We start from the raw sequence: 24581 nt of genomic DNA on the forward strand, positions 1-24581 counted from the left end.
CGTGAGCCGAGCCCGGATCGTCATCGTCGGAGCCGGGTTCGCCGGCTACCAGGCCGCCCGCGCCCTGTCCCGCTCCGCGCGCGGCGCGGCCGAGGTCGTGCTGGTGAACCCCACCGACTACTTCCTGTACCTGCCCCTGCTGCCGCAGGTCGCGGCCGGGGTGCTCGAACCGCGCCGCGCCTCCGTCTCCCTGACCGGCACCCTCGACCATGTGCGCCTCGTCCTGGGCCAGGTCGACCGGGTGGACCTGGCCGAGCGCCGGATCGGCTACGCCGACCCCGAGGGCGGCCGCGGCGAACTCGGCTACGACCGGCTCGTACTGAGCGTCGGCAGCGTCAGCAAACTGCTGCCGGTACCGGGCGTCGCCCCGTACGCGCACGGCTTCCGCGGCCTGCCCGAGGCGCTCTACCTGCGCGACCACATGACCCGCCAGATCGAACTGGCCGACTCGGCCGCCGCACCGCGCGAACGCGCCGCCCGCACCACGTTCGTGGTCGTCGGCGCGGGCTACACCGGCACCGAGGTCGCCGCGCACGGCGCCCTGCTCACCGAATCCCTCGCCCGCCGCGGCCGCACCCTGCGCGAGGACCGCATCCGCCCCCGCTGGCTGCTCCTCGACAAGGCCCCGCGCGTCCTGCCCGAACTCGACGAACACCTCTCCCGCACCGCCCACCGGGTGCTGCGCAAACGCGGCGTGGAGATCCGCACCGGCACCTCGGTCAAGGAGGCGACGGCGGACGGCGTCCGGCTCGACGACGGCGACTTCGTCGAGACCCGGTCGCTGATCTGGTGCGTGGGCGTACGCCCCGACCCGCTCGTCGCCGGCCTGGGGCTGCCCACCGCACACGGGCGGCTGTGCGTGGACGAGTACCTGGCCGTCCCCGGCCACTCGGAGGTGTTCGCCTGCGGGGACGCCGCCGCCGTGCCGGACGCGACCCGGCCGGGCCGGTTCACCCCGATGACCGCACAGCACGCCCAGCGCCAGGGCCGGGCCGTCGCCCGCAACGTCGCGGCCTCCCTCGGCCGCGGCGCCCGCCTCCCGTACCGCCACCACGACCTCGGCTTCACCGTCGACCTCGGCGGCGCGCAGGCCGCCGCCAACCCGCTGCACGTGCCGCTCTCCGGCCCGCTCGCCGGGGCCGTCACCCGCGGCTACCACCTGCTGGCGATGCCCGGGAACCGGGTCCGCGTCGCCGCGGACTGGCTGCTCGAATCCGTCCTGCCCCGGCAGGGGGTCCAGCTGGGCCTGGTGCGCTCCGGCTCCGTACCCCTGGACAGCGAGTCCCCCGAGCTGCCGCGCATACCGGCGGACGGGCCCCGCTGACGCTCGCCTCGCGGGCCCGTGCCCGCTGGGGCACCGTGGAATGGGCCCCCACCGGCCCCACCGACCCCGCCCACTCGTTCGAGGGAGAGACCATGGCAGGCCACACCTACCGGGTGACCGAGATCGTCGGCACATCGCGGGAGGGCGTCGACGACGCCATCCGCAGCGGCATCAACCGCGCCTCGCAGACCCTGCGCGGACTCGACTGGTTCCAGGTCACGGAGGTCCGCGGGCACATCGTGGACGGCGACATCGAGCACTACCAGGTCGGCCTGAAGGTCGGTTTCCGCCTGGAGGACGATGAGGAGTGACCCGACCGCCCGCAGGGCCACGGTTCAGGCCAGCGCGGGCCACGGCGGGGGCGGACCGGCGGCGAAGAAGCGCAGCAGCCCCAGCAGGCGGCTGGCCGGAGGCGCGGTCCAGTGGCGCTCGCCGGGCCTCGGGACGGGGTCCGGCAGCCGGCCGAGCGCCCAGGTGAGGTGGTGCCACAGGACGCGCGCCTCCCACGACCACGCGTCGGCCCCCCGGCCCGCCCGGTCCCCGGCCTCCCGCCGGTAGCCGTCGAGCATGGCCGGGACCTCGCCCAGCGGAATCTTCGCGAACTCCACGGCGGGGTCCGCCCACATGGCGTCGCCCCAGTCCACGATGGCGCTCAGTTCCGCCGGCGGGGAGGTGACGAGCAGGTTCTGCGGGGCGATGTCGCCGTGGACCAGGACGTGAGGCGGATCGGCGGGCAGCCGGACCGCGAGCCGGTCGAGCCAGTTGGTGAGCCAGCGCGCGGTCCCCGGGTCGAGCCAGCCGCCGTCCAGGAGGCGGGCGACCAGCAGCCGGGGGTCCTCGGGGGCGTCGTCCACGGGGACGCCGGGAACCTCTTCCGCCCGCGGCGCCCGGCGGTGGAGCTTGGCCAGCTCGCGTCCGACCCGGCGCAGGACGTCCCGCACGGCCGGTTCGGGCAGTCCGAGTACGGACATGTCCCTGCCCGGGGCGCGGCGGAGCACCATGGCGGGCATGCCGCTCCCGGACCCGTCGACGTCGCCGAAGGCGACGACCTCCGGGGTGAGCACGCCCGCGGCGCGCGCCGCGGGGATGACCTCGGCCTCTTTGCGCAGGTCGGCAACTGCCGCCCGGGTCCGCGGTATCCGCAGCACCAGCTCGTCCCCGAGGAGGTAGACGCGATTGGCGGCCCCGGAGGGGAGGGGGCGCAGCCGGTCGGCGGGGACGCCGTACCGGGCGGCGATCGCCGCAGCCGTCCGGGCGCCCGCCGCGGTGTCATCCGTAGCCGATTCCATGACGGAGCATCCTGACACGGCCGACGGCGGCCCGGAGAGCGAAGAGGCGGGCCGCCGCCGCCCGGAGGGCTACGGCACCACCGTGACCGGCCAGCGGCCCGCCTTCACGAGCCGGACCGCCACCGAGCCGATGATGCGGTGCCCCGCCTGCTCGGACGCGCCGACGACCACGGCGTCCGCCGTGAGGTCGTCGGCCGCCTGCACCAGGCCGGTGTACGGGTCGCCTCGGAAGGTATGGAACTCCCAGCGCACGTTCCATATGCCCCGCAGCCGCTCCGTCGAGGCGCGGATCTCGGCCATCAGCTCCTCCGCGACCTCCTCCGTCGTCTCCATGACCGCGGCGCCCAGCGCCGCGCCCGACGCCAGGACGGGCTGTACGTACACGATGGCGAGCAGCGCGTTCTGCCGCCTGGCCAGGCCCGCGGCGTAGGCGGCGGCCCGCCAGGAGGAATCGGAGCCGTCCACCCCGGTGACGATCACCTTCGGACCGTCCGTTCCGCGTTCGAACCCCGCGGGCGCCCGGTCCGTCTCGTCGCCGGCCTCGTTGTGCTGGTCCTTCTCGTCCTTCACTGACCTTCGCCTCGCGTCATCCTCGATACGGCCCTGGGGGAGAGGCTAGCGGTCCGGACGTGCTCATGATCACCTGCCCCCGGGGTCGGCGGCCGGCGCCGGTACGGCCAGGCAGAGCGCGAAGCGGTCCGCGTGATCGGTCCACCAATGGGTGAGCTCCATCCCCGCCGCCGCCAGCTCGGCCCGCACGCCCGCCCGGCGGAACTTCGCCGACACCTCCGTCCGCAGCTCCTCGCCCGCCTCGAAGGCCACCGCGAGGTCGAGCGCGGGGATCTTGACGGTGACGGCGGAGCGCGCCCGCAGCCGCATCTCGATCCACTCGTGCTCCCGGTCCCAGAGCGCGACATGGTCGAAGCCGCCGGGGTCGAAGTCCGCGCCCAGCTCGCGGTCGATGACGGCCAGGACGTTCTTGTTGAAGGCCGCGGTGACACCCTCCGGATCGTCATACGCGCGGACGAGCACCCGCTCGTCCTTGACCAGGTCCGTGCCGAGCAGCAGCGCGTCACCGGGCTCCAGCGCGGCCCGTACGGACGCCAGGAACGCCGCCCGCTCGGGCGGCAGCAGATTGCCGATGGTGGAGCCGAGGAACGCGAGCAGCCGCGGCCCCGGGGTGCGGGGCAGCGCGAGCCGCTGCTGGAAGTCGGCGACCAGGGCGTGCACGGACAGCCCGGGGTGGTCCGCGAGCAGCGCCTGGGCGGCGCCGGTGAGCGCGCTCTCGCTGACGTCCACGGGCACATAGTGGTCGAGCGCGGTCAGCGCCCGGATGAGATGGCGGGTCTTCTCGGAGGAGCCGGAGCCCAGCTCGACGAGGGTGCGGGCGCCGGTCGCCGCCGCGATGTCGGCGGCACGGGAGAGGAGGATCTCCCGCTCGGCGCGGGTCGGGTAGTACGCGGGCAGCCGGGTGATCCGGTCGAACAGCTCGCTGCCGCGGGCGTCGTAGAACCACTTCGGCGGGAGCCGCTTGGGCTCGCGGGTCAGCCCCTCGGCGACGTCCGCGCGCAGGGCGGCGGCGGTGGCGTCGGCGGGCAGTGCGCGGGTCAGGGCGAACGGGCTCACGGGCAGGGCTCCTTGAGCGGGGTCAGCAGGACATCGGTACGGGAGGCGGTGAGCAGGGTGCGGTCCGGGACCTCGTGCCAGCGGGGATCGTCGTCGTAGGGCTCGGAGGCGACGACCACCCGGAGCCACGGCCCCTCGGTCAGTGGTCCGCCGGCCGTCGCGTCACCGGCCCGGGGGGCGGTGACGGCCAGATACCAGAGCGTGTCGCCCCACGCCGTCGCCGTGATGCTCTCACCGTCGGTGAGCAGCAGGTTGAGGCGCGAGCCGGGCGCGGCCCCGGCGAGCACCGCGACCGTCTCCGCCAGGGCTTCCGCGGCCGTGTCCCCGCCGCGCAGCCGGTGCCGTACGAGCGCCCATACGAACGCGGAGTCGCAGCGCGCGGCCAGGCCCAGCAGCTCGGCGGCGGGCAGCCGCGCCGCGAGCCGCGCGGCGGAGTCGGGCCAGCCGAGCAGCGCGCCGTTGTGGCTGAACAGCCAGGGGCCGTCCGCGAACGGCGCCACCGCCGCCTCCCCGTCGGCGCCCGCCTCGGTCGCGTCCCGCACGGCGCCGAGCAGCGCCCGGCTCCGTACGACCCGCGCCAGGTCCATGACCGACAGGTCCGCCCAGATCGGCCCGGCTCTGCGGTACCGCGCGGGCACGCCGTCCCCGGGCGCGTACCAGCCGATCCCGAACCCGTCCGCGTTCACGGTGCCGTACCGCTGCCGGCGCGGGGCCCACGACTGCCGGTACAGGGAGTGCGCGGGGCGCGTCAGCACGTCGCCGAGCGCGGTCTCCGGCCCCACGTAGGCCAGGTGACGGCACATCAGACGGCCTCCGCGTCGCGGGCCGTGCGGAAGCCCGAGAAGATCTGCCGGCGCACCGGCAGATCCCAGTTGCGGAACGTGCCGCGGCAGGCGACGGCGTCGACGGCGAAGGAGCCGCCGCGCAGCACCTTGCAGGAGTCGCCGAAGAAGACCTCCGAGTACTCCCGGTAGGGAAAGGCCCGGAACCCCGGGTACGGCAGGAAGTCACTGGACGTCCACTCCCAGACGTCTCCCATCAACTGCCGCACACCCAAGGGCGACTGGCCCGGTTCGTACGCGCCGAGGGGCGCGGGGCGCAGATGGCGCTGGCCGAGGTTCGCGTGCTCGGGGCCCGGATCGGCGTCCCCCCACGGATAGCGGCGCGAGCCGCCGGTGACCGGATCGTGGCGGGCCGCCTTCTCCCACTCGGCCTCCGTGGGCAGCCGCCGGCCCGCCCACCGCGCGTACGCGTCGGCCTCGTACCAGCTCACGTGCAGCACCGGCTCGTCCAGCGGTACGGGCTCCACCACCCCGAACCGCCGCCGCACCCAGCCGCCGCCCTCGCGGCGCCAGAACAGCGGTGCGGCGAGCCGGTGCAGACGCACCTGCGCCCAGCCCTCGGGCCGCCACCACCGGGGGTCGTCGTACCCGCCGTCCTCGATGAAGCGCAGATACGCGCCGTTGCCGACCGGCAGCGTGTCGATGTGGAAGGCGGGCACGAAGCGCCGGTGGGCGGGGCGCTCGTTGTCCAGCGCCCACGGCTCGGTGGAGGTGCCCATCATCAACGGGCCGCCCTCCACCCGTACTTCGGAGGGCAGGCGCGCCGTGGAGGCGGGGGCCCGCGGCGGCTCGGGCGCGCTGAGCGCGGCGGGCCCGCGCCGCAGCTGATGGGTGATCAGCATAGTCTCGTCGTGCTGCTGCTCGTGCTGAGCGATCATGCCGAACGCGAAGGCCGCGTCGACCAGCGGACGGCCGTGCAGCGGGGACCGGGCCAGTACGTCCAGCACCCGGTCGCGGACGTCCGCGACATAGCCGCGCGCCTCGGCGGGCGCCAGCAGCGGCAGCGCGGGACGCTCCGCGCGCGGGTGCTCGAAGGCGTCGTACACGGAGTCGATCTCGGGGCGCAGCGCGTCCTGCCCGGCGACGGCGCGCAGCAGCCACAGCTCCTCCTGGTTGCCGATGTGGGCCAGGTCCCAGACGAGCGGTGACATCAAGGGTGAGTGCTGGGCGGTGAGTTCGTGCTCGTCGACGCAACCGGTGAGGGTGCGGGTGCGCTCGCGTGCGGCGGTCAGTGCCGCCACGGCGCGCCGCCTCAGCGGGCCGGGGTCCGGTTCAGGGGCGGTCATCGGGATATCTCCTCGCCGGTGGCGGTCTCCAGCAGGTCGTCGGCCGGGCATCGGCGGCGCGCCACGTACCGGTCGGTGAAGTCGGCGACGGCGTGCCGCACATGCGGTGGCGCGCCGAGGCGGGGCAGGGCCTCCAGCGCCGCGGCGAAACAGCCGACGGCGGCGGTGTGCAGCTCGGGGTCGGCGAGGCCGTGCCGAGCGGCGCTCAGCCACAGCGGGTTGCCCGGCGCCGGCAGCGAACCAGCCGTGTCGCCCAGGGGTTTGACGGTCCGGTAGGCGGTCTCGGCGGCGATCGGATCGTCGAAGAGCGCCGCGGTCACGGCGAGCGGCACCAGCCAGCCGTCGTCGCCGGGCTGCGCGTCGATCATGCGCAGTTCGAGATGGCCGCGCGGCCGCACCGGCGGGAAGAGCGTCGTCAGATGGTAGGCGAGGTCATCGGCCGTGGGCGGTCGGGGACGGGCGCCGCGCGCCCAGGCGCGGAAGGACAGCGCCTCGGGCAGCTCCCAGGGCCCCTCGTCCGCCCGTACGCACATCACCGGCGCGTCCAGCGCGTACGCTGTCCACGCCGCGCGCGGATCCGGACAGTCGTCGGGCGGCGCGAGGATGCGGCCGGGATCGAGCTGCGCCCATGTCGCCTGCCGGGCCGAGCGCCAGCCCGTCGGGCGGCCCAGATGCAGTGGCGAATTCGCGAACGCGGCCACCAGGACCGCGCCCAGCAGATGCGCCAGCCGCCAGCGCCGCCCGAAGCCGAGCGGGCCGGGCTCCTCGTGGCCGGCGTCCACGCAGACCTGCACGGACGCGGTGCGGCTCATCATGGTGCGCCCGGCCGGACCGCGCCGGTCGAAGTAGGACTCCATGGCGTCGTAGCGCGCCTCGCGCAGCAGGCGGCACGGTGTGTGCCAGGGGTCCTTGCCGTGGCCGGCGAGCGCGATCCCGAAGTCGCTCAGCGCGGCCCGGACGAGCGCGAGGTCGTGGGCGGTGTCCGCCACGCAGGCGGCGAGGGATTCGGCGGGCAGCGAGCTGAGCTCCAGCTGGCCGCCGGGCTCGAAGGTGAGCGCCGACTTCAGCGGCAGTGCGCGGGTCCGGAGGGCGGCCGCTCTCATCCGGGCCGGGGCTACGGGGCGTTGCGGATCGTGCAGGTCGTGCAGGAGCCATTCGAGTTCGACCCCGACCCGGCGCGGTGGCCCGGTCTTGAAACAGATGCCGCGCACGAGATCCTCGGACTCGGTCTCGGTGACGGCTCGCGCGGTGGTGTGCTCTCCGTACGGCATGACCTGTGCCTCCCGTCCACTGCGGCCGCGACATCCGTCGCGGCCGGGCGTGGTGCTCCGTACCACCTAAGCCATTGCGGGCGGTCGGCTCAAGGGGGCCGAGGACATGATCCGGCCGCCCGGAGCCGGGCCCGGGACCGTCCGCGGACGTCCCCGCACCGGCCCGGCCGCGCCGGTCGCGGCCGGGTCAGTCGGCGATGGCATAGACGGTCGTGGCGTGTGCGACCGGCTCGTCGCGGCCCTGCGGGGTCAGCGTAATATCGGCGAACGCCAGCCGCCGCCCGAGCTTGGTGACAGCCGCCCTGACCAGCACATCCGTGTCGGTGACCGGGCGCTGGAAGGTGATGGACTGCTGGACGGTGGTCATCGGCCCGAAACCGCCGCGGGCGGCCGAGACGGCGATCACGGTGGCCGTGTCGGCGGCGGCCATCAGCGCCTGCCCGGACAGCGCGCCGCCCTCCCGCGCCAGAGCGTCCGACCAGGGCAGCCGCAGCACCGCGTGGCGCTCGCCCGTCTCCACCACGGTCAGCCCCAGCTCCCGTACCCACGGGGCGAAGTTGTCGGCGAGGATGGCGGCGGCGGCTTCGTTCGTCATGGTCATCGCGCCATTGTGGCGACCTCTTGACGCGGCCACCAGGGCACGCCGTACGGTCACGGCGTGAGTGCCGACGACGTGTTCGCGCCAGAGACGTACGCCCGCGGGGTGCCCTACGACCTTTTCCGGGAGCTGCGGGCCACGAGCCCGGTGTGCCGCGTCGAGGAACCCGCCCACGGGCCGTGGCCGGCCGGCACCGGGTTCTGGGCCGTCTTCCGGCACGCCGACGTCCGGCATGTGCTGCGCACCCCCGAGGACTACTCCTCCCACCTCGGCGCCACCCAGATCCGCGACCCCGACACCGCCGGTGACCTGGCGTTCGTACGGGCCATGATGCTCAACCAGGACCCGCCCGGACACGCGCGGCTGCGGCGGATCGTCGCGGCGTCCTTCACGCCGCGCGCCGTGCGGGAGCTGGAGGAGGTCATCGAGGCGCGGGCGCACGCGCTGATCGACGGCGTCGCGGCGCGCGGCGAGGCCGACTACGTGGAGCTGGCCGCCGATCTGCCGGTGTGGACGCTCGCCCATGTCCTGGGCGTTCCGGAGCGCGACCGGCGGCTGCTGTTCGGCTGGTCCAGCCGGGTGATCGGCTACCAGGACCCGGAGTACGCGGCGGACGCGGACCACGGCGGCGGCGCGGCGGGGCTCAGCGAGATGGGGCGCGCCGCGCTCGCGGTCCGGCCGGCGCACCGGGCCCGGCCGGACGGGAGCGCGGTCAACCCCCGCTCGCGCGCGGCGCTCGCCGACATGTTCGCGTACGCGCACGCGCTGGCCGAGTCACCCCGGCCCGGCAGCGTGATGGCGCACATGCGGGCGGGCGGGCTGAACCGGGAGGAGTTCGAGAACATGTTCTTCCTCTTCGCGGTGGCCGGGAACGAAACGCTGCGCAACGGCATTCCGGGCGCCCTCCTGACCCTCCTCGACCACCCGGAGCAGTGCGCGCGCTTCGTGCGGGAGCCCGCCCTGACCGATGCCGCCGTCGAGGAACTGCTGCGCTACTGGCCGCCCGTGATGGACTTCCGGCGCACCGCCACCCGCGACGTCGAACTGGGCGGGGCGCGCATCCGCGGCGGCGAGAAGGTCGTCGTCTACCACGCCTCCGCCAACCGGGACGAGACCGTCTTCCCCGACCCGGACCGCTTCGACATCACCCGCGCCCCGGGCCCCCACGTCAGCTTCGGCCACGGCCCGCACCTGTGCCTGGGCGCGCACCTCGCGCGCGTACAACTGCGGGCCATGCTGCGCGCCACCCTGGAGCGGCTGCCGGGACTGGAACGGGCGGGAGAGCCCGTCCGGCTGACCTCCAACTTCCAGAACGGGCTCAAGCACCTGCCCGTCAGATGGCGGACGGGGGGCTGAATCGCGCGACCGGGACCAGGAACGGGAACTGGAACGGGAACGGGAACGGGACGGCGAACGGTCAGCCGGCGGGCCGTCAGGTGGCGGACGGGGCGGTGAACCACCAGGTGGCGGCCCGTCAGATGGCGAACAGGGCGGAGAACGGTCCCGTCGCGTCCCCCACGGCGTGGCCGAACGGCGAGTCGAAGTCCCAGATCAGAAAGAGCAGGAAGGCGATCAGCGCGCTGTAGACCCCGGCCAGCAGCAACTCCCGCCCCGAGCGCCGGATCTGCAAGGTGAAGATCAGTCCCACCGCCACCACCGCCCCGACGACCAGCCCGAACCACACCACCCCGGGCATCGTGTCCCCGGCGTTGTGCGCCCGCTCGCCCCGCGCGTCGTCCACCGCGCCGACCTGGTCCAGCAGCGGCTGGTACGACTGGCTCTCGTGGTCGTCGCGCGGCACGTACGAGGTCACGTCCTCGCGCACCTTGTCCAGCAGCTCGGTGCCCCGGTCGGTCAGCTGGCCCGTATCGAGCATCACCGGCCACTCCTTGTGCACCACGTAACTGACGTACGCGTTCACGTCCTTGCGGGTGATGTCCCGGGCCGTCGGCGCGTACGCCTGGACCCGCTCGCTCACCTCGTGCAGCGCCTGCGCCTCGGTGCGCACCCCGTCCTGCGCGGCGGTCCGCGCCTCCCACACCCCGGCGATGGCGAGGCCGAGCACGATGGCGTAGACCACGCCGATCATCATGGTCATGTACTCGATGACGTCGGGCGTCTCGCTCGGATCGTCGTCGTCGCCGAATCTGCGTTGTCTGAGCACGGTGATCGACAGGACCACGGCGCACGCGGCGGCCATCGCCAGGGTCAGAACCAGCCACTCCGACATGGGAACCTCCGAAGGACGAACGGGAGACCGGGCAACGCGGTGCGTCAGCGACCGCGGCCGCCGCTGCCTGAACGCGGCCGCAGCATCGCGGCGGCGAGCACGGCCGGCGCCATGATCAGCAGCGCGAACGTGACCATCGACTGACCGCCGGCCGGCCGCTTGTGCACGGACCGGTGATAGGCGCGCGGCAGGATGTGGGCGGGCGTCGGCTCGGCGGGGGTGGAGGACGAGCGCGGCGGCGGGGGAGCGGGCGCCGCCGCCGACGGCTCCGTGGGTACGGGCGCGGGGGCCGAAGGCTTCGGCGGCGCGGGCCGCGCGGGCGCAGGCTCGGGAGGTTGGGGCTTGGGCTTGGGCTTGGGCGGTACGGGCCGTAGCCCCGGCTTCGCCGGCCTCGGGCCGGCGGCGCGGCACGAACGGCTCACCACGGCCCAGGCCGATCCGGCGCGCGCCTTGGCCCGTACACAGCCGCCGGGCCCCCGCACGACCGCCGACGCGGACGACCCGTCGCCGGAGGCGGAGACGGAGGAGCCGCCTTCCGACATGGACACCGAGCGGCCGCCCCCCGGTACGGAGGCCGAGTGACCGCCGTGCCGAAGGCGCGGCCAGGCGGGCGCGCCGCCGTGGCCGGGCGCCGCCCACCCCTCGCGTCCGTGCGCCCGCTCGCGCGGGCCGATGGGAGGCGCGCCGAGCACCCCGGCCGCGACGGCCGTCCCGCCCGCGGTGTGGCCGCGCACCACAGCGGCCGGGCCGTCCCGCGCGCCGCTGCCGGCCGCTGTGCCCGTTCCCCCCGTGCCCATCCCCGCGGTGGCCAGCACGGCCACCGCGGCCACGATGCCCGAACGCCCTGCTCGAAGCCATGAACTCACATCAAGGATGGTGCGCGGCAAGGTTGTTGATCAGTCTCTCGGATGGCCGGATTCCTTCGATGGGCTGAAAGGCGGGCCGATCCGGCCCTTCCGGGTTTGAGAGCCCGAGCCGTCATCCGCCTCAAAGGTCCGTGAAGTCCCCGTGCCGCCCCGCGCCCCCGGCGAACCGGGCGGCCCCCTCGGCGGCCTCACGCAACGCCCTTACCCCATAAGCGTGTTCGACCGCCATGGCCTCGTCGAGCGGCAGCCCCTCCTGATCCAGCAGGGAGGCGCGGTCGCCGCGCAGGCACGTCTGCGGGAAGCGGGCGATCTCGGCCGCGAGCCGCTCGGCCTCGGCGCGGGAGCGCCCCGGCGGTACGAGCCGGTCGGCGAGGCCCATCCCGTACGCCTCGGCGGCCGGTACCGGGCGGCCCGTCAGCACCAGGTCCATCGCCCGGCCGGCGCCGATCAGCCGCGGCAGCCGCACCGTGCCGCCGTCGACCAGCGGCACGCCCCAGCGGCGACAGAACACGCCGAAGACGGCGTCCTCCTCGGCCACCCGCAGATCGCACCAGAGCGCCAACTCCATCCCGCCCGCCACCGCGTGCCCGCTGACGGCCGCGATCACCGGCTTGGTCAGCCGCATCCGGGTGGGCCCCATCGGACCGTCGCCGTCCGCCGCGACCCGGTTGCCGCGCGCGGTGCCCATCGCCTTCAGATCGGCGCCCGCGCAGAACGTACCGCCTTCGCCCCACAGCACCGCCGCCCGCGCCCGCTCGTCCGCCTCGAACCCCCGGAAGGCGTCGGCGAGCGCGGCGGCGGTCGGCCCGTCCACGGCGTTGCGCACCTCGGGCCGGGAGAGGACGACCGTGGTGACGTCCCCCGCCCGCTCGACGCGGACGCTCACCGCGCCCCCTCGGGGAGCGCCCGCTCCAGCACCGGACCGAGGTCCACGCCCGGCGGCAGCGTGCCGAACGCGTGGCCCCAGTCGCCGCCGAGCCGCGAGGCGCAGAAGGCGTCCGCGACCGCCGGCGGGCTGTACCGCACCAGCAGACTGCCCTGGAGTACGAGCGTCAGCAGCTCCGCCAGCCGGCGCGCCAGCAGCTGGGCCCGGACCGGGTCGGACAGCTCCCCGAGCAGCTTGCGCAGCCGCGCCACGGCGGCGTCCAGCCGGGCGTCCGCGCCCGCCGCCGCGTCGACCTCGGCGAAGAAGGCGTCCAGAGCCCCCGGCTCCCGGGTGAGCACGCGCAGCACGTCGAGGGCCGCGACATTGCCGGACCCCTCCCAGATGGAGAGCAGCGGCGCCTCCCGGTACAGCCGCGGCATCCCCGACTCCTCGACATAGCCGTTGCCGCCCAGGCACTCCAGCGCCTCGGCCGCGTGCGCGCTGCCCCGCTTGCAGACCCAGTACTTGCCCGCCGCCAGCGCGAGGCGCCGCAGCGCCGACTCCGCCGCGTCACCCGCCTCGGACCGGTCCAGCGCCGCCGCGAGCCGCATCGCCAGCACCGTCGCGGCCTCCGACTCCACCGCGAGATCCGCGAGCACGGCGCGCATCAGCGGCTGGTCGATCAGTTCCGCGCCGAACGCGCGCCGGTGCGCCGTGTGGTGCAGCGCCTGCCGCAGCCCGGCGCGCATCCCCGCCGCCGACCCGAGCACGCAGTCCAGCCGCGTCATATTGACCATCTCGACGATCGTGCGCACCCCCCGGCCCGGCTCGCCGACCGGCCAGGCCACGGCCTGCTCGTACTCGATCTCGGCGGAGGCGTTCGACCGGTTGCCGAGCTTGTCCTTGAGCCGCATCAGCCGCATCGCGTTGCGGGTGCCGTCCGGCAGCACCCGCGGCAGCAGGAAGCAGGTCAGCCCCTCCCGCGCCTGCGCCAGCACCAGGAACACATCGCTCATCGGCGCGGACGTGAACCACTTGTGCCCGGTGATCAGATACGAGCCGTCACCCGCCGGTACGGCCGCCGTGGTGTTGGCCCGTACGTCCGATCCGCCCTGCTTCTCCGTCATCGACATGCCCGCGATCAGGCCCCGCTTGGCCAGCGGCGGGCGCGGCCCGTAGTCGTACGCGGTGGAGGAGAGCAGCGGTTCGTAGGCGGCGGCCAGCTCCGGCTGTGCGCGCAGCGCGGGCACGGCCGCGTACGTCATGGAGATCGGGCAGCCGTGCCCGGGCTCGGCCTGGGCCCAGGCGTAGAACTTCGCGGCCCGCACCAGATGTGCGCCGGGCCGGGCCCGCGCCCAGGCGGCGGCGTGCTGGCCGCTCTCCACGGCCGCGGCCATCAGCTGATGCCAGGCGGGGTGGAACTCGACCTCGTCGACGCGGTGCCCGTAGCGGTCATGGGTGTGCAGTACGGGCGGCGACGCCTCCGCCATCCGGGCCCAGTCCTGCACCTCGGCGGACCCGGCGCGCGCCCCGAGCGCGCGGACCTCGTCCTCGCCCCACGTCCCGCCGTCCCGCCGCAGGGCTTCGATCAGCGCCGCGTCGTCGGCCGTGCTGAAGCCGGTCAGGGGCGGGGCCTGGTTGAGAACTTCGTGCGTGGTGCTCACGGCGACCTCCGGGCGCTACGGGACCGGCCATTGCGGCGGTATTACAGTTCCATGATGCGTGATCGGAAACTGTAATGGATAGAGTGGGGTCAGCCATGGACGACACCGAACCGGACGGCCCCGAGCCGCCCACCGCCGGACCCCGCGCCGCCGGACCTCCCGCGCTCCGGCCGCTGACCGCCCGATCGATCGTGCTCTCCACCCTGCTGGGCCACCACCCGCCGACCCTCCCGGCCCGCGCCCTGGTGCGCGTCGGCGAGCTCTTCGGCATCGCCGAGGGCACCGTCCGCACCGCCCTCACCCGCATGGTCGCCGCCGAGGACCTCGCCCAGCACGACGGCGCGTACCGGCTCGCCGACCGGCTGCTCGCCCGCCAGGCCCGCCAGGACGACAGCCGCGCCCCGCGCACCCGCCGCTGGGACGGCGGCTGGGAGATCGCCGTCGTCACCGCCGAGCGCCGCCCCGCGGCCGAGCGCACCGCACTCCGCCAGGCCATGACCGACCTGCGCCTCGCCGAGCTGCGCGAAGGCAGCTGGCTGCGCCCCGCCAACCTCGTACGGGAGCGGCCCCCCGTCGTCCTCGCGCAGTGCACCCTGCTGACCGGGGCCCCCGAGGCCGACCCGGCGGAGCTGGCCGCCGCCCTGTGGGACCTCGACGGCTGGGCGCGGCAGGCCCGCGCCCTCCAGCGAGCGCTGATCGGCGCCCACGGGCTCGCGGAGCGGTTCACCGTCTCGGCCGCCATCCTGCGCCACCTCCTCGCCGACCCCGTGCTGCCCGCCGAACTGCTGCCGCCGCACTGGCCGGGCGACGGGCTGCGCGCGGGATACGACGCCTTCGAGGAGCAGTTCCGGCGACTGCTGGAGCGGCACGCCGGCGCGTAGGGCACGCAGCGCCCATACCTCCTCGAAGCGACCGGGAATGTGAGCGGTCGATGACAATTCCGCTGTTCGGCGCCCCCGATGCGGGACCGCGGCACGATCGGATCGATACTGAGCGCATGTCACGCGTGCTGCTGATCGAGGACGACCGCGCCGTACGGGAAGGGGTCACCCTCACCCTCCGCCGCCGCGGTCACGAAGTCGAGGCCGCGCCGACCGGCGACGCCGGACTCGCCGCGCTGGAGACCTTCCGGCCCGACCTCGTACTCCTCGACCTCATGCTCCCCGACCGCAGCGGCTTCGAGGTCTGCCGCCGCATCCGCGCCACCCAGCAGCTCCCGATCATCATGCTCACCGCGCGCGGCGACGACATAGACGTCGTGCTCGGCCTGGAGGCCGGCGCCGACGACTACATCGTCAAACCCGCCCGCGGCGAGGTGCTCGAAGCCCGCATCCGCGCCGTACTGCGCCGCGCCGCGCCCGGCGAAGCCACCGCGGAGGGCTCCGCCGCCACCGTGCCCCCGGCCGCCGAGACCCACGGCGACCTCACCATCGACCGCGGCGGACTGCTGGTCGCCAAGCACGGCAGGGACCTGCCGCTGGCCCCCTCGGAATTGAAGCTGCTGCTGTACCTGTCCGCGGCTCCCGGCCGCGTCTTCAGCCGCCAGCAGCTCCTGGAACACGTCTGGGAGCACAGCTACTACGGCGACGCCCGGCTGGTGGACGCCTGCGTGATGCGGCTGCGGACCAAGGTCGAGGACTCCTCGCGCTCGCCCCGGTACATCCAGACCGTACGCGGCTTCGGCTACCGCTTCGGACCGCTGTGAGCCGCTCGGAGCCCCGCCGGAGGACCCCGGACCAGAAGCCACCCGACCCTGAGCCCGGGGAGAAGGCGGCGGAGGGGGCCGGGGACCGTACGCCCGCCGAGCACGGGACCGCCGACGGCGGGCCGGCCGGCCCGCCCGCCCGGCGCCGGTTCGCGCTGCGCCCCCTGGCCCGCGGGCTGCGCGCCCGCCTCGTCGTCGCCTTCCTGCTGGTCGCCGCCCTCAGCGCGCTCACCACCGCGGCCCTCACCTTCCGCGAGGCCCGCAACGCGATCCTCAAGCGCACCCAGGACACCGCCGTGCAGACCCTGCGCTCCCAGGTCAACTCGCAGATCCCGGACATCGCCTTCCCACCCGACCGGGAGACGCTGCGCACCTTCACCCAGGACCTCGACCAGGCGGGGGAGTCCCAGCACTGGGTCACCCACGCCCGCTACAAGAACGAGGCCGTGGTGCCCGAATCCGTCACCTCGATCGACGGCGTCGTCCCCCGAAAGCTCCAGGAGAAGGTGCACAAGGGGGTGACCGCCTTCCAGCGCATCGAGGTCAGGGGCGAGCCGTGGCTCGCCATCGGCCTGCCCGTCACCTTCGCCGACAACGAGCGGGAGCCCTCCGGCCTGGAGATCTACGCGCGGCTGCCGCTGCGCAGCGAGGAAGCCAATGTGCAGGCCCTCGTCCAGGCCGCCCAGCGCGGGGCGCTGCCCGCCTTCGCGATCGCCATCGTGCCGGCGCTGCTCGCCGCGCAGGGGGTGCTGCGGCCCGTACGGGAGCTGCGGCGCGCCACCCAGAAGATCACCGAAGGAGAGCTGGACACCCGGCTCAAGGTGACCGGCGGGGACGAACTCGCCGACCTGTCGCGGACGTTCAACGGCATGGCCGCCGCCCTGGAGGAGAACGTCGCCGAGCTGCGCCGGATGGAGGCCAACGCCCGCCGCTTCGCCGCCGACGTCTCGCACGAGCTGCGCACCCCGCTGGCCGCCATGACCGCCGTCACCGACGTCCTCGACGAGGACGCCGCCGACCTCGACCCCGACACCGGCCACGCCGTGCGCCTCATCACCGAGGAGACCGGCAAACTCGCCCGTATGGTCGAGGACTTGATGGAGGTCTCCCGCTTCGACGCGGGCGCCGCCGCGCTCCATCTCGACGAGGTCGACGTCTGCGAGGCCGTGCGCAAGACGCTCCAGGCGCGCGCCTGGGAGGGCCGGGTGACCACCGAACTCCCCCAGGGCGTACGGGCCAGGATCGACCCGCGCCGGATAGACGTCGTGGTCGCCAACCTCGTCGGGAACGCGCTGCGGCACGGCGGCCCGCCCGTACGGATCACGGCGCGCACCGAGCCCCGCGCGGACGGCGAGTGGCTGCTGATCGAGATCTCCGACGGCGGCGGTGGCATCGACCCCGAAGTCCTCCCGCACGTCTTCGACCGCTTCTACAAGGCGGACGCCGCGCGGGCCCGCTCCGAGGGCAGCGGCCTCGGCCTCGCCATCGCCATGGAGAACGTACGGCTGCACGACGGTACGGTACGGGCCGCCAACGGCCCCGAGGGGGGCGCGGTGTTCACCGTGGAACTGCCGCTGAGGCGGGGAGGGCCGCGGACATGAGGAGGCTGCGGACCGCGACGGCCGCCGCACTGCTGCTCGCCGCGGTCTCGGGGTGCGGCGTCGAGACCACCGGGGTCATCGACGTGGGCCAGCCCGCCACCGGCGCGAAGCGGTCCGAGGCCGCGGCGCGCGAGGCGGTGCTCTACTTCCTCTCGCCCATGGGCATGCGGCCGGTCCGCCGGCCCGCCACCAGCGAGGTGAGCGCGGAGGAGGCGGTGCAGCTGCTGATGGGCGGTCCCACCGAGGCGGAACGGCGGCGCGGCATGCAGACCGAGGTGCCGAAGATGGCCGGCCGTGTCCACGTCACCACCGGCACGGCACGGGTCGGCGTGCAACTCCCCATGGACGTGAGCGGACTCAGCCCCGTCGTCAGGAGCCAGCTCGTGTGCACCGCGGCCAACAACGACGTGCCGGGCGACAAGCCGGCCTCGGAGGTCAAGGTCGAACTCAGCGGCGGCGGAAAGGTCGCCTCGAACCTCGTCTGCGACGCGAACAACGCCTTCCCCGCCGGGGGTATGCCGTCGCCGCCCTCGACTCCCCCGTCCCCCAGCGACTTCGGCGAATGAAAGGGACGTCGGAGCTGACTGGACATCACTGACCCGCGTCCCAGAGGTCCTTGAAGCGCCGTACGCGCCTGGCGACCCGGACGTCGCGCAGCACCAGCCGGGTGTTGGCGATCACCGGTTCCAGCGCCTGCTCCGCGCTGACCTCGTAGCTGACCGCCTCGTCGAAGACGATGAAGTCGAACATCGTGTCGAGCTTGAGCACATGCGGCAGCGTGGACATCGACAGCACCCGCACCTCCACGCCCAGGTCCTCGTGGCTCACGCACAGCTGCCGGACCGCCTCGTCGCCGACCAGGTCCGGATGGTCGACGAGGAACAGCCGCCGCACCCGCACCCCGCGCTTGATGGCCTCCCGCTGGGCCGCCAGATAACGCCGGCCGAGCTCCGTGGTCCAGAAGTTCACGTCCACCGAGGTGCTGGTGGCGTCGATGGTCTCGGTGGCGCTGTGGGTGAGGGTGAGCAGCCAGTCGTGGTCCTCCCCGTCGTAGGCCGCTTCCCCGCCGTCGAGATCCTCCATCAGCATGCCCAGCCGGCTGATCTCCGACTGGGCGAACGTGGCGACGATGCCGGCGCCCTCCGCCTTGATCTTCGCGGCGTTGCCGACCAGCTGGACGACCGAATCGGTGTGCAGCGGGGAGTTCTCCACCAGGCTGAACAGCTTGGTGGCCTCACTGATCTTGGCGAACCGCCGGTCGACGAGGGACTCCATATCCTTCGCGTGCCGGTCCAGCGCCGACTCCACGCCGGCCAGCCGCCGGTCGAAGTCGGCCATGTACTGGATGATCAGAGTCGATCCGCCGATGAAGATGGAGATCGTCAGCCGCCAGATCTCCGGCTGCCCGGTGGCGTTGGTGATGAGGTAGGCCGCGCCTCCGACGGCGAGCGTGATCGCGGCCTTCCACAGAAAAGGCGGTATCGCGTGATCGCGGTCCATGTCGTCCCCCCGAGGGTCGTGCCGTGGTGACCGCTAGCGGGACGCCAGGGCGTCGCACAGCAACGGGATTGCTTGCAGCGTGAGTTGGTCCCGGATGCGCTGGACCAAGGTGTGCCACTGCCGGGTGAAGCCGGGCTCCCGTTCCAAGGCGTCCCACAACGGCGCCAGAAGTCGGTCCACGCGCGCTTTCGGCATCCACAAGTGCAGCAGATGATCGACCGCGGGACGCAGGGACAGCACGGCCCCCGGGCCCTCGGCCGACCCCAGACGGCTGCGTTCGACCATGGTCACCAGGGTCGTCAGCAGCCAGTCGTGCAGGGCGAGATCCTCGCAGAAACCGGCGGCCGCCGCCGGGTCGAGGCCGGGCAGGCGCAGGGAGAGCGTCCGCAGCCGGTCGTCGGCCACGGTGAACCGCCCGATGGCCGCGCCGTCCCCCTCGGCGCCCCGCACCGCGGCCCACCGCAGCCGGGTGCGCCGGGACTTGAAGGGCGGCCGGCGGTCGAGCAGCGGATGCTCCAGCACATCCGTCAGCAGCCGCTCCGCGATGGCGCCGGGGTCGACCGTACCGGCGGCCGCGGGCTCGCCGGAGAGGAAGCCGTCGCGCATGTCGGTCACGGACGGGCGCCCCACGGGCACCACCACCCCCGGCCGTACCAGATAGAACCCCCACGGCATCCGCTGCTCGGTACCCGGGTCACCGACCCGGAACAACGCCGTGGCCTGGAGCACCCGCCCCCCGGTGAGCACGGCCCGCGCCGCCACCGTGCCGACGCCGCGCACCTGGCGGCCCGACGCCGTGGGCAGCGCGCAGTCCACACCGGTGAGCAGATCCGGCGAGGCCGCGTACGGGTTCGGGCGCTCCGACACGCGCACCAGCTCGTCCGGGCGCAGCCGCAGCAGCTGCGCGGACCCGTCGCGCGAGAGGGCCCCGGAGGTCTGCAGGAGACATGTCCGCACCTCGCCGCACGCGATGACCTGGACCTCTGGGCCCGCGGCGCCGTTCATGGCTCGTCGAAGAAGTGGTAGGAGGTCCGCCGCACGATCTCCGCGGGCACCTCGACGCCCTCCCGCGCGGATCGCTCCGCGACCTGGCGGAGCACGGCCTCCTCCACCACCACCCGGCCGAGCACGATGTGCACGGCGTGCTCCACGGGCAGGAACCGGGTGGGGAGGATGGAGTACGTGCGGTAGGCGGCGAACGGGGCCGCGGCCGGGTTGAGCTGGATCAGCGGCGGCAGCTGCGCCCACTGGTCGGGAAAGTCCCCGCTCCAGGGGGTCGGCCGCAGCACGGGCTCCCCGCGGTCTCTGAGCAGGCCCAGTCGCGTCAGCTGCCAGACGGCCGCGAGGAACGGGCAGGACCAGGTGCGGTCCCCGCCGTCGCCGTCCCACAGCTCGATGTCGACGAAGATCGAGTGCCGCCGCGCGCCGACCTCCGACGGCGGCTGCCACGCGGCGAGACCGCTCATGGCCTCCAGCGAGCCGGTCGCGGGCGTGCGCTCGCCGTTGGCCAGCCAGCCCACCTGCCGTACGGACGGACGCGACCCGTCGCTGCCCGGCGGGGGCGACTCCACCAGCCGGGGCTCCACGGACCGGGCGGGCTCCACGCCCTGCGTACGGGCGCACGCCGACTCCCGCGCCAGGTAGTCGATGGTCAGCCCGGCCTTCCGCGCCTCGTCGAGCAGCAGCGGAAGCACCTCGGCGGGCGTCGAGAACGGGCTGAAGTAGTCATCGACCAGAAAGCAACTGCTCACCCGGGGGCGGCCCTTGGGCACCGACCCCGCGAGCGACGCGTGCAGGGCGTCGGCCCAGGGCCTGACCTGGGCGAGCTGCCGGCGCAGCCGCTCACGGCCCGCCGCGAAGTCCTCCATGTACAGATGCCCCAGCTCCATGGAGACATGGGAGAGCGGCACCGCCTGGGTGCGAGGGTCCGCGGTCGCCTCGCGGAACACGGAATCCACTACCGCTCACCCCACGCCTCGTCGTCGTAGAGCTTGTCCGCCAGATCCTCCAGGGCCGCGCGGGTCGCGCCGTTGGCCACCTTGCTCGCCAGCACGTCCTCATCGGTGATCAGCTGCTCCCGCCACTGGAGCACGGGCTCCAGCGGAACCGTGCTGAGCACCCTGCTGTAGCCGACCTGCTGGGCCGACGCGAACTCCTTGAGGTCCTGGTCGCACTTGCGCAGCCACGCCGACTGGGGCGCCGGCACGTGCGCCAGCAGCGGGGACTCCGGGTCGGGCACCGCGGCCCGTACGAACCGGATGGAGGACAGCAGCCGCGCCTTGTCGTGCCCGCGCGCGACACCGCCGGCCACCACGCCCCGATCGCCGAAGACCAGCCCGGACGCGGCGATGATGTGCTGCCGGGTCCAGCGGTGGAAGATCAGCCAGCGCACCAGCAGCCCCTCCGTCCCGGGCTGCGACGTCGCGTCGAGCGCCATGTCGACGGCGTAGGACCGGCCCGCGCTCAGGTCGACGAGGATCACGTCGAACTCCTCCTCCAGCCGCAGGAAGAGGCTGACGCAGCGGCGCACCGCGTCGCGGTTGGTCGCGAACTCGCCGCCGCTGCGGTCCCCGGGCACCAGCACCAGCTGGCCCGAGCCCGTGGGGCGCTGCCGCAGGGACTCGTTCTCGGTTTCGGCCCAGACGTCGATCCGGCGCGGCTCCGTGACCTTTCCCTGGAGGTAGGAGTGCAGCCCGCCGCTCTCGACGCCGCGCAGCGAGCCGGGGACGTCGAAGACCGCGGCGGCGGTGGGGGAGCCGAAGTCGAAATCGAGATAGCAGACGTCATCGCCGCGCAGGGAGCGCCGATAGGCGAGATTGGCGCTGGTGACCGAGCGGCCGGTGCCTCCCTTGTCGGAGGCGGCGAAGACGAGCACCCCTCACACCCCCCTCGATCCGGCGCGCCGGGCGACGACCAATTCGTCGAGCTGGCCCAGTACGTCCAGGGCCAGCGCGCACGCGGTGCCCGGCCGGTCGTCCGCGATCTGCCGCGCCCTGCGCAACTGGAGCTCCACGGTTTTGAGCCGGATCTCCCGCGAGGTGTCCTCGACGGAGGTGGGTTCCATCATCTCGTTCCCGAAGAGGTGCCCGGCCTCGCTGAGCAGAGCCGTCGCCGTGGTATTCAATTCGTTGCTGCGAATGGGAGGTTGGCGGTACAGATCGGTGGCCGCGGCCATGCATTCGACTATGCGTTCGGTGATGGTCCAGGAGAGCGGCGAGGCGGTCGGCGGCGAACCCGGGCACACGGCGTGCACGTTGTCCCACAGCTTCGCGCCCGCGCCCGTGGGAATGCGCCGCTTCCAGAGGTGGTCCAGGATCTGCTCCGCCAACCGCAGCAGCCGGTCGTGCGAGCCGATGTTCCGGGAGAGGCTGCACAGCTGGATGGTGCGCTTGAGCAACTGGGCCGGGAAGTCGGACATCGCCCACTGCATCGCCGGCCCCAGGCTCTCACTGCCCAGCAGCGGCAGTCTGATGCCCGGATTGTGCAGCTCCACCGCGGGGTCGTCGCGCGTCATCCGCCGGGTGATCTTGGCCCGTGAGGCCAGCTCCTCCATGACCGTCACGGTCCGGGTGAGGTCGTCGTCCGTGGCCCGGCGGCGGACCAGGTCCTGGACCAGGATGGCCGCCACCGAGAGGCTGAAGTAGTCCGACTCCAGGTACTGGTCGCCCGTCTGCCAGGGAACGTCCTCCAGGGGCCAGCGGCCCTCGCCGAACCGGGCGATCTTCGACCAGTACTGCTGGGTGATCTCCCAGCGCAGCCGGAGCGCCTCCGCCAGCCGTTGCTGCTCCGTGTTGAGCAGCCCCAGCGTGAGCGTCCGGTCGGAGAACAGGTCCTCGATGCCGTCGAGCGCGACCACGGTGAAGTACAGATAGGGCTGTGGCCGCGCGACCCCCTTGGGCTGGGTGCCGATGGGCGCGCTGGTGTCGATCGGCGGGGCGTCCTGCACCACGCCCCAGGACCAGCCGCACTCGAACAGCAGATTCTCGTTGCCGAGGTCTCCCACGACATTGATGCCGAGTTCCACGTATTCCCGGATGGCGGCCCTGATCGGTTTGAGCTCGCGCTGGAGCTGCTGCACCACGGAGCGCCGGGAAAGGCCCTCCTGGTTCACCCGGTCGCACAGCGCGATGCCTTGTTCGGATTCGGCGTCGAAGAGGTTGACGGTGAAACACCTGAGCAGGCTCGCCATGGCCGCGGTAAGGCGCTTCCTGGTGGCCGCCTCCAATTCGACGGCCATTTCCTCGACGTCTTTGCGCCGGGGCTCCCGCGCGTAGACCTTGAGAAATCCGAGTGTCGCCAGTGACAAGGTGATCGACATGGAGTACGAATCCACTACACCGAGTGCGCGCTGCTCCGGCGTTAATTCCTCCGCCGGGTCCTGCGAGTCGAAATAATATCCGCCGGCGAAGCTGGGAATCGCTTCTTCAGTGGTATGCGCGTCCATGAACTGAGTGATCGCGGCGATCAGATTGCACGGGATCTCCTCACGGGTGCCCGCTTTCCGCAGGGCGCGCAGGGCGTCGTCCGTGGTCTCATTCGGCGCGTCCAGCCGGAAGGCCGGAATCTCGGTCGCCGGATACAGCAGGCACAGCAGATGCTCCGCGTCGGCGACGCTGCTCGCGCCGCCCCGCTCGCCCCATTGCCAGCCGCCATCGGAGAATGAATGCCGAGCGATGGCCTGCCAGATCTCCAGCAGGTGCTGCCGTGGCTGGATGCGCATCCCCGTACCCCTTGGATGAGAGCGTCGGTGTGCGGTGCGGTCAGGAGGGGCGGCGCAGCCCGCAGGCGAGGATCATGCCGGTGTACCCCTCCCGCACCGGGCCCTCGGGCAGGCCGAACCGCTCCAGCCTCTCGACCGTGGCGTGCGGTTCCAGGCCGGCCGCGACCTCCGCGCTGTCGACCTCGCAGGCGGGGAAGAGCTCGTCGCCGACGACGTAGCCGCCCGAGTTCTCCATGAACGCGGCGGCGAACGGCGCGCCGGGCGCCAGCGCCCCGACGAACGCGGCCACCGCTTCCTCGAACTCCCGGTGGGAGTTCGACAGCGATTCCGCGACGAAGAACATCGTCCCGACGCCCTGGTTCCGCAGCCGGTCCGGCAGCCGGAACAGGTCGCCTTCCTCGACGGTCACGGAACGGGCGAACCGCTTCCGCGGGTCGGCGATGTCCTGATATTCCTCTCCTTTGCGCAGGACTTGCCAGAACGGGTCCCAACTCTTCTCATACCCGGAGATCTGGTTCCGCAGCCACTTGACGTTCCGCGCCGACCGCTCGTACAAGGTGATCTTCTCGCACCACGGCAGGAGCGAGAGAGCGGGATAGAGATTGGCCCCCGCGCCCACGTCGATACCCGAAACCGGCCGTTCCGGATTCGTTCGGAAGTGATCAGAGAAGAAGTCTCTTACGACATTGATGATCTCTTCATCGTCGGGTCGCAGTGCACTGTAGTTGTGCTGCGTGTACGACTGGGAGTCGAACGAGTCCCAAGGGGCGTCTCTGTTGAGACACAGCGTGCCACCGTCTGACGTGAGATCCATGCAACCGATGTTAGCGCCAACCCGCGCCATGAGAGCGGCGGAGTGAAGGATTTAAGACGGCCGCGGAGTGATGGCGGGAATGACCTTGATAACCCCTGGCGGAAGAGGGTGCGGAATGATCGGGGAGTGGCCGGAGTGCCCCGGGGAATCGCCTTTGGATGTTCACTCGATAGTGAATACGCGCACCGTTGACACCGAGATAGGGCATGCTACGCACTGCACCCCGGAGCCCGTACCGGTGATATCGGCGGGACGGGGGGGGGGGGGGGGGGGGGGGGGGGGGGGGGGGAGGGGTGGGGGGGGGGAGGGGGGGGGGGAAGGGCGGCCTGGGCCGTCCCTTCGGGTCTCACCCCCGGGCATTCCGAGGATCGCGGATAGTG

General features: G+C 73.3%; 24 protein-coding genes. 7 read left to right on the forward strand and 17 right to left on the reverse strand.

Annotated elements, in window-relative coordinates; translation table 11 throughout:
- Position 1: 1 nt before the first annotated feature.
- Positions 2–1324, forward strand: a complete 1323-nt coding sequence (locus tag AC07AB_RS36855) for an NAD(P)/FAD-dependent oxidoreductase (protein ID WP_478576357.1) — start codon at positions 2–4, stop codon at positions 1322–1324.
- A 92-nt stretch (positions 1325–1416) separates the two neighbouring features.
- Complete coding sequence (locus tag AC07AB_RS36860; RefSeq protein ID WP_478576359.1) at positions 1417–1635, forward strand: dodecin; 219 nt, start codon at positions 1417–1419, stop codon at positions 1633–1635.
- A 24-nt stretch (positions 1636–1659) separates the two neighbouring features.
- Here AC07AB_RS36860 and AC07AB_RS36865 read toward each other — a convergent pair whose 3' ends face one another.
- The 7 genes from AC07AB_RS36865 to AC07AB_RS36895 form a co-directional block, all read right to left on the reverse strand.
- Positions 1660–2613, reverse strand: a complete 954-nt coding sequence (locus tag AC07AB_RS36865) for a phosphotransferase family protein (protein ID WP_478576361.1) — start codon at positions 2611–2613, stop codon at positions 1660–1662.
- A gap of 69 nt (positions 2614–2682) precedes the next feature.
- Positions 2683–3183: a universal stress protein gene (locus AC07AB_RS36870; protein WP_478576363.1), complete on the reverse strand. Its 501-nt coding sequence runs from the start codon at positions 3181–3183 to the stop codon at positions 2683–2685.
- 69 nt (positions 3184–3252) lie between these two features.
- On the reverse strand, positions 3253–4239 hold the full coding sequence (gene egtD / locus AC07AB_RS36875; RefSeq protein ID WP_478576365.1) for an L-histidine N(alpha)-methyltransferase: 987 nt from the start codon (positions 4237–4239) through the stop codon (positions 3253–3255).
- A complete protein-coding gene (gene egtC, locus AC07AB_RS36880; protein ID WP_478576367.1) occupies positions 4236–5042 on the reverse strand; it encodes an ergothioneine biosynthesis protein EgtC in 807 nt (268 codons plus the stop codon). The genes egtD and egtC overlap by 4 nt, the downstream gene beginning before the upstream one ends.
- On the reverse strand, positions 5042–6367 hold the full coding sequence (gene egtB, locus AC07AB_RS36885) for an ergothioneine biosynthesis protein EgtB (protein WP_478576368.1): 1326 nt from the start codon (positions 6365–6367) through the stop codon (positions 5042–5044). Before egtB ends, egtC begins: the two co-directional genes overlap by 1 nt.
- Positions 6364–7638, reverse strand: a complete 1275-nt coding sequence (egtA, locus tag AC07AB_RS36890; protein ID WP_478576369.1) for an ergothioneine biosynthesis glutamate--cysteine ligase EgtA — start codon at positions 7636–7638, stop codon at positions 6364–6366. Before egtA ends, egtB begins: the two co-directional genes overlap by 4 nt.
- Positions 7639–7825: 187 nt before the next feature.
- Complete coding sequence (locus AC07AB_RS36895) at positions 7826–8239, reverse strand: PaaI family thioesterase (RefSeq protein WP_478576371.1); 414 nt, start codon at positions 8237–8239, stop codon at positions 7826–7828.
- A 57-nt stretch (positions 8240–8296) separates the two neighbouring features.
- On the opposite strand from AC07AB_RS36895, the gene AC07AB_RS36900 reads away from it, so the two are divergent.
- A complete protein-coding gene (locus tag AC07AB_RS36900; protein WP_478576372.1) occupies positions 8297–9592 on the forward strand; it encodes a cytochrome P450 in 1296 nt (431 codons plus the stop codon).
- Between the two features lie 118 nt (positions 9593–9710).
- On the opposite strand, the gene AC07AB_RS36905 is transcribed toward AC07AB_RS36900, so the two are convergent.
- The 4 genes from AC07AB_RS36905 to AC07AB_RS36920 all read right to left on the reverse strand — a co-directional run bounded on the left by AC07AB_RS36905 (position 9711) and on the right by AC07AB_RS36920 (position 13861).
- Positions 9711–10466 (reverse strand): bestrophin-like domain, encoded by a 756-nt coding sequence (locus AC07AB_RS36905; RefSeq protein WP_478576374.1) that lies wholly within the window; start codon positions 10464–10466, stop codon positions 9711–9713.
- 44 nt (positions 10467–10510) lie between these two features.
- On the reverse strand, positions 10511–11332 hold the full coding sequence (locus AC07AB_RS36910) for a hypothetical protein (RefSeq protein ID WP_478576376.1): 822 nt from the start codon (positions 11330–11332) through the stop codon (positions 10511–10513).
- A gap of 121 nt (positions 11333–11453) precedes the next feature.
- Positions 11454–12218: a crotonase/enoyl-CoA hydratase family protein gene (locus AC07AB_RS36915; RefSeq protein ID WP_478576377.1), complete on the reverse strand. Its 765-nt coding sequence runs from the start codon at positions 12216–12218 to the stop codon at positions 11454–11456.
- Positions 12215–13861, reverse strand: coding sequence for an acyl-CoA dehydrogenase family protein (locus tag AC07AB_RS36920; protein ID WP_478576379.1), 1647 nt, complete (start codon positions 13859–13861; stop codon positions 12215–12217). The genes AC07AB_RS36915 and AC07AB_RS36920 overlap by 4 nt, the downstream gene beginning before the upstream one ends.
- A 95-nt stretch (positions 13862–13956) precedes the next feature.
- On the opposite strand from AC07AB_RS36920, the gene AC07AB_RS36925 reads away from it, so the two are divergent.
- From AC07AB_RS36925 to AC07AB_RS36940, 4 genes are all read left to right on the forward strand, one after another.
- Positions 13957–14742 (forward strand): PaaX family transcriptional regulator C-terminal domain-containing protein, encoded by a 786-nt coding sequence (locus tag AC07AB_RS36925; RefSeq protein ID WP_478576381.1) that lies wholly within the window; start codon positions 13957–13959, stop codon positions 14740–14742.
- A gap of 116 nt (positions 14743–14858) precedes the next feature.
- Complete coding sequence (locus tag AC07AB_RS36930) at positions 14859–15566, forward strand: response regulator (RefSeq protein ID WP_478576383.1); 708 nt, start codon at positions 14859–14861, stop codon at positions 15564–15566.
- A gap of 155 nt (positions 15567–15721) precedes the next feature.
- Positions 15722–17167, forward strand: a complete 1446-nt coding sequence (locus tag AC07AB_RS36935; RefSeq protein ID WP_478576417.1) for an ATP-binding protein — start codon at positions 15722–15724, stop codon at positions 17165–17167.
- Complete coding sequence (locus tag AC07AB_RS36940; protein WP_478576385.1) at positions 17164–17733, forward strand: hypothetical protein; 570 nt, start codon at positions 17164–17166, stop codon at positions 17731–17733. Before AC07AB_RS36935 ends, AC07AB_RS36940 begins: the two co-directional genes overlap by 4 nt.
- Positions 17734–17758: 25 nt before the next feature.
- Here AC07AB_RS36940 and AC07AB_RS36945 read toward each other — a convergent pair whose 3' ends face one another.
- From AC07AB_RS36945 to AC07AB_RS36970, 6 genes are read right to left on the reverse strand one after another with little or no spacing between them, the layout of a single operon-like run.
- A complete protein-coding gene (locus AC07AB_RS36945; protein ID WP_478576387.1) occupies positions 17759–18667 on the reverse strand; it encodes a phospholipase D-like domain-containing protein in 909 nt (302 codons plus the stop codon).
- A 33-nt stretch (positions 18668–18700) separates the two neighbouring features.
- Positions 18701–19672 carry an SCO2521 family protein gene (locus AC07AB_RS36950; RefSeq protein ID WP_478576389.1) on the reverse strand — a complete coding sequence of 324 codons (972 nt, stop codon included), beginning with the start codon at positions 19670–19672 and terminating at the stop codon, positions 18701–18703.
- Positions 19669–20616 (reverse strand): SCO2522 family protein, encoded by a 948-nt coding sequence (locus tag AC07AB_RS36955; RefSeq protein WP_478576419.1) that lies wholly within the window; start codon positions 20614–20616, stop codon positions 19669–19671. The genes AC07AB_RS36950 and AC07AB_RS36955 overlap by 4 nt, the downstream gene beginning before the upstream one ends.
- Positions 20617–20624: 8 nt before the next feature.
- Positions 20625–21542 (reverse strand): SCO2523 family variant P-loop protein, encoded by a 918-nt coding sequence (locus AC07AB_RS36960; RefSeq protein ID WP_478576391.1) that lies wholly within the window; start codon positions 21540–21542, stop codon positions 20625–20627.
- 3 nt (positions 21543–21545) lie between these two features.
- Positions 21546–23387 (reverse strand): SCO2524 family protein, encoded by a 1842-nt coding sequence (locus tag AC07AB_RS36965; protein WP_478576393.1) that lies wholly within the window; start codon positions 23385–23387, stop codon positions 21546–21548.
- 40 nt (positions 23388–23427) lie between these two features.
- The gene (locus AC07AB_RS36970) at positions 23428–24201 is read right to left on the reverse strand and encodes an SCO2525 family SAM-dependent methyltransferase (protein WP_478576395.1); all 774 of its coding nucleotides are present in this window, start codon (positions 24199–24201) and stop codon (positions 23428–23430) included.
- Positions 24202–24581: the final 380 nt, after the last annotated feature.

It is taken from the genome of Streptomyces sp. NPDC044033 (genome assembly GCF_056434425.1).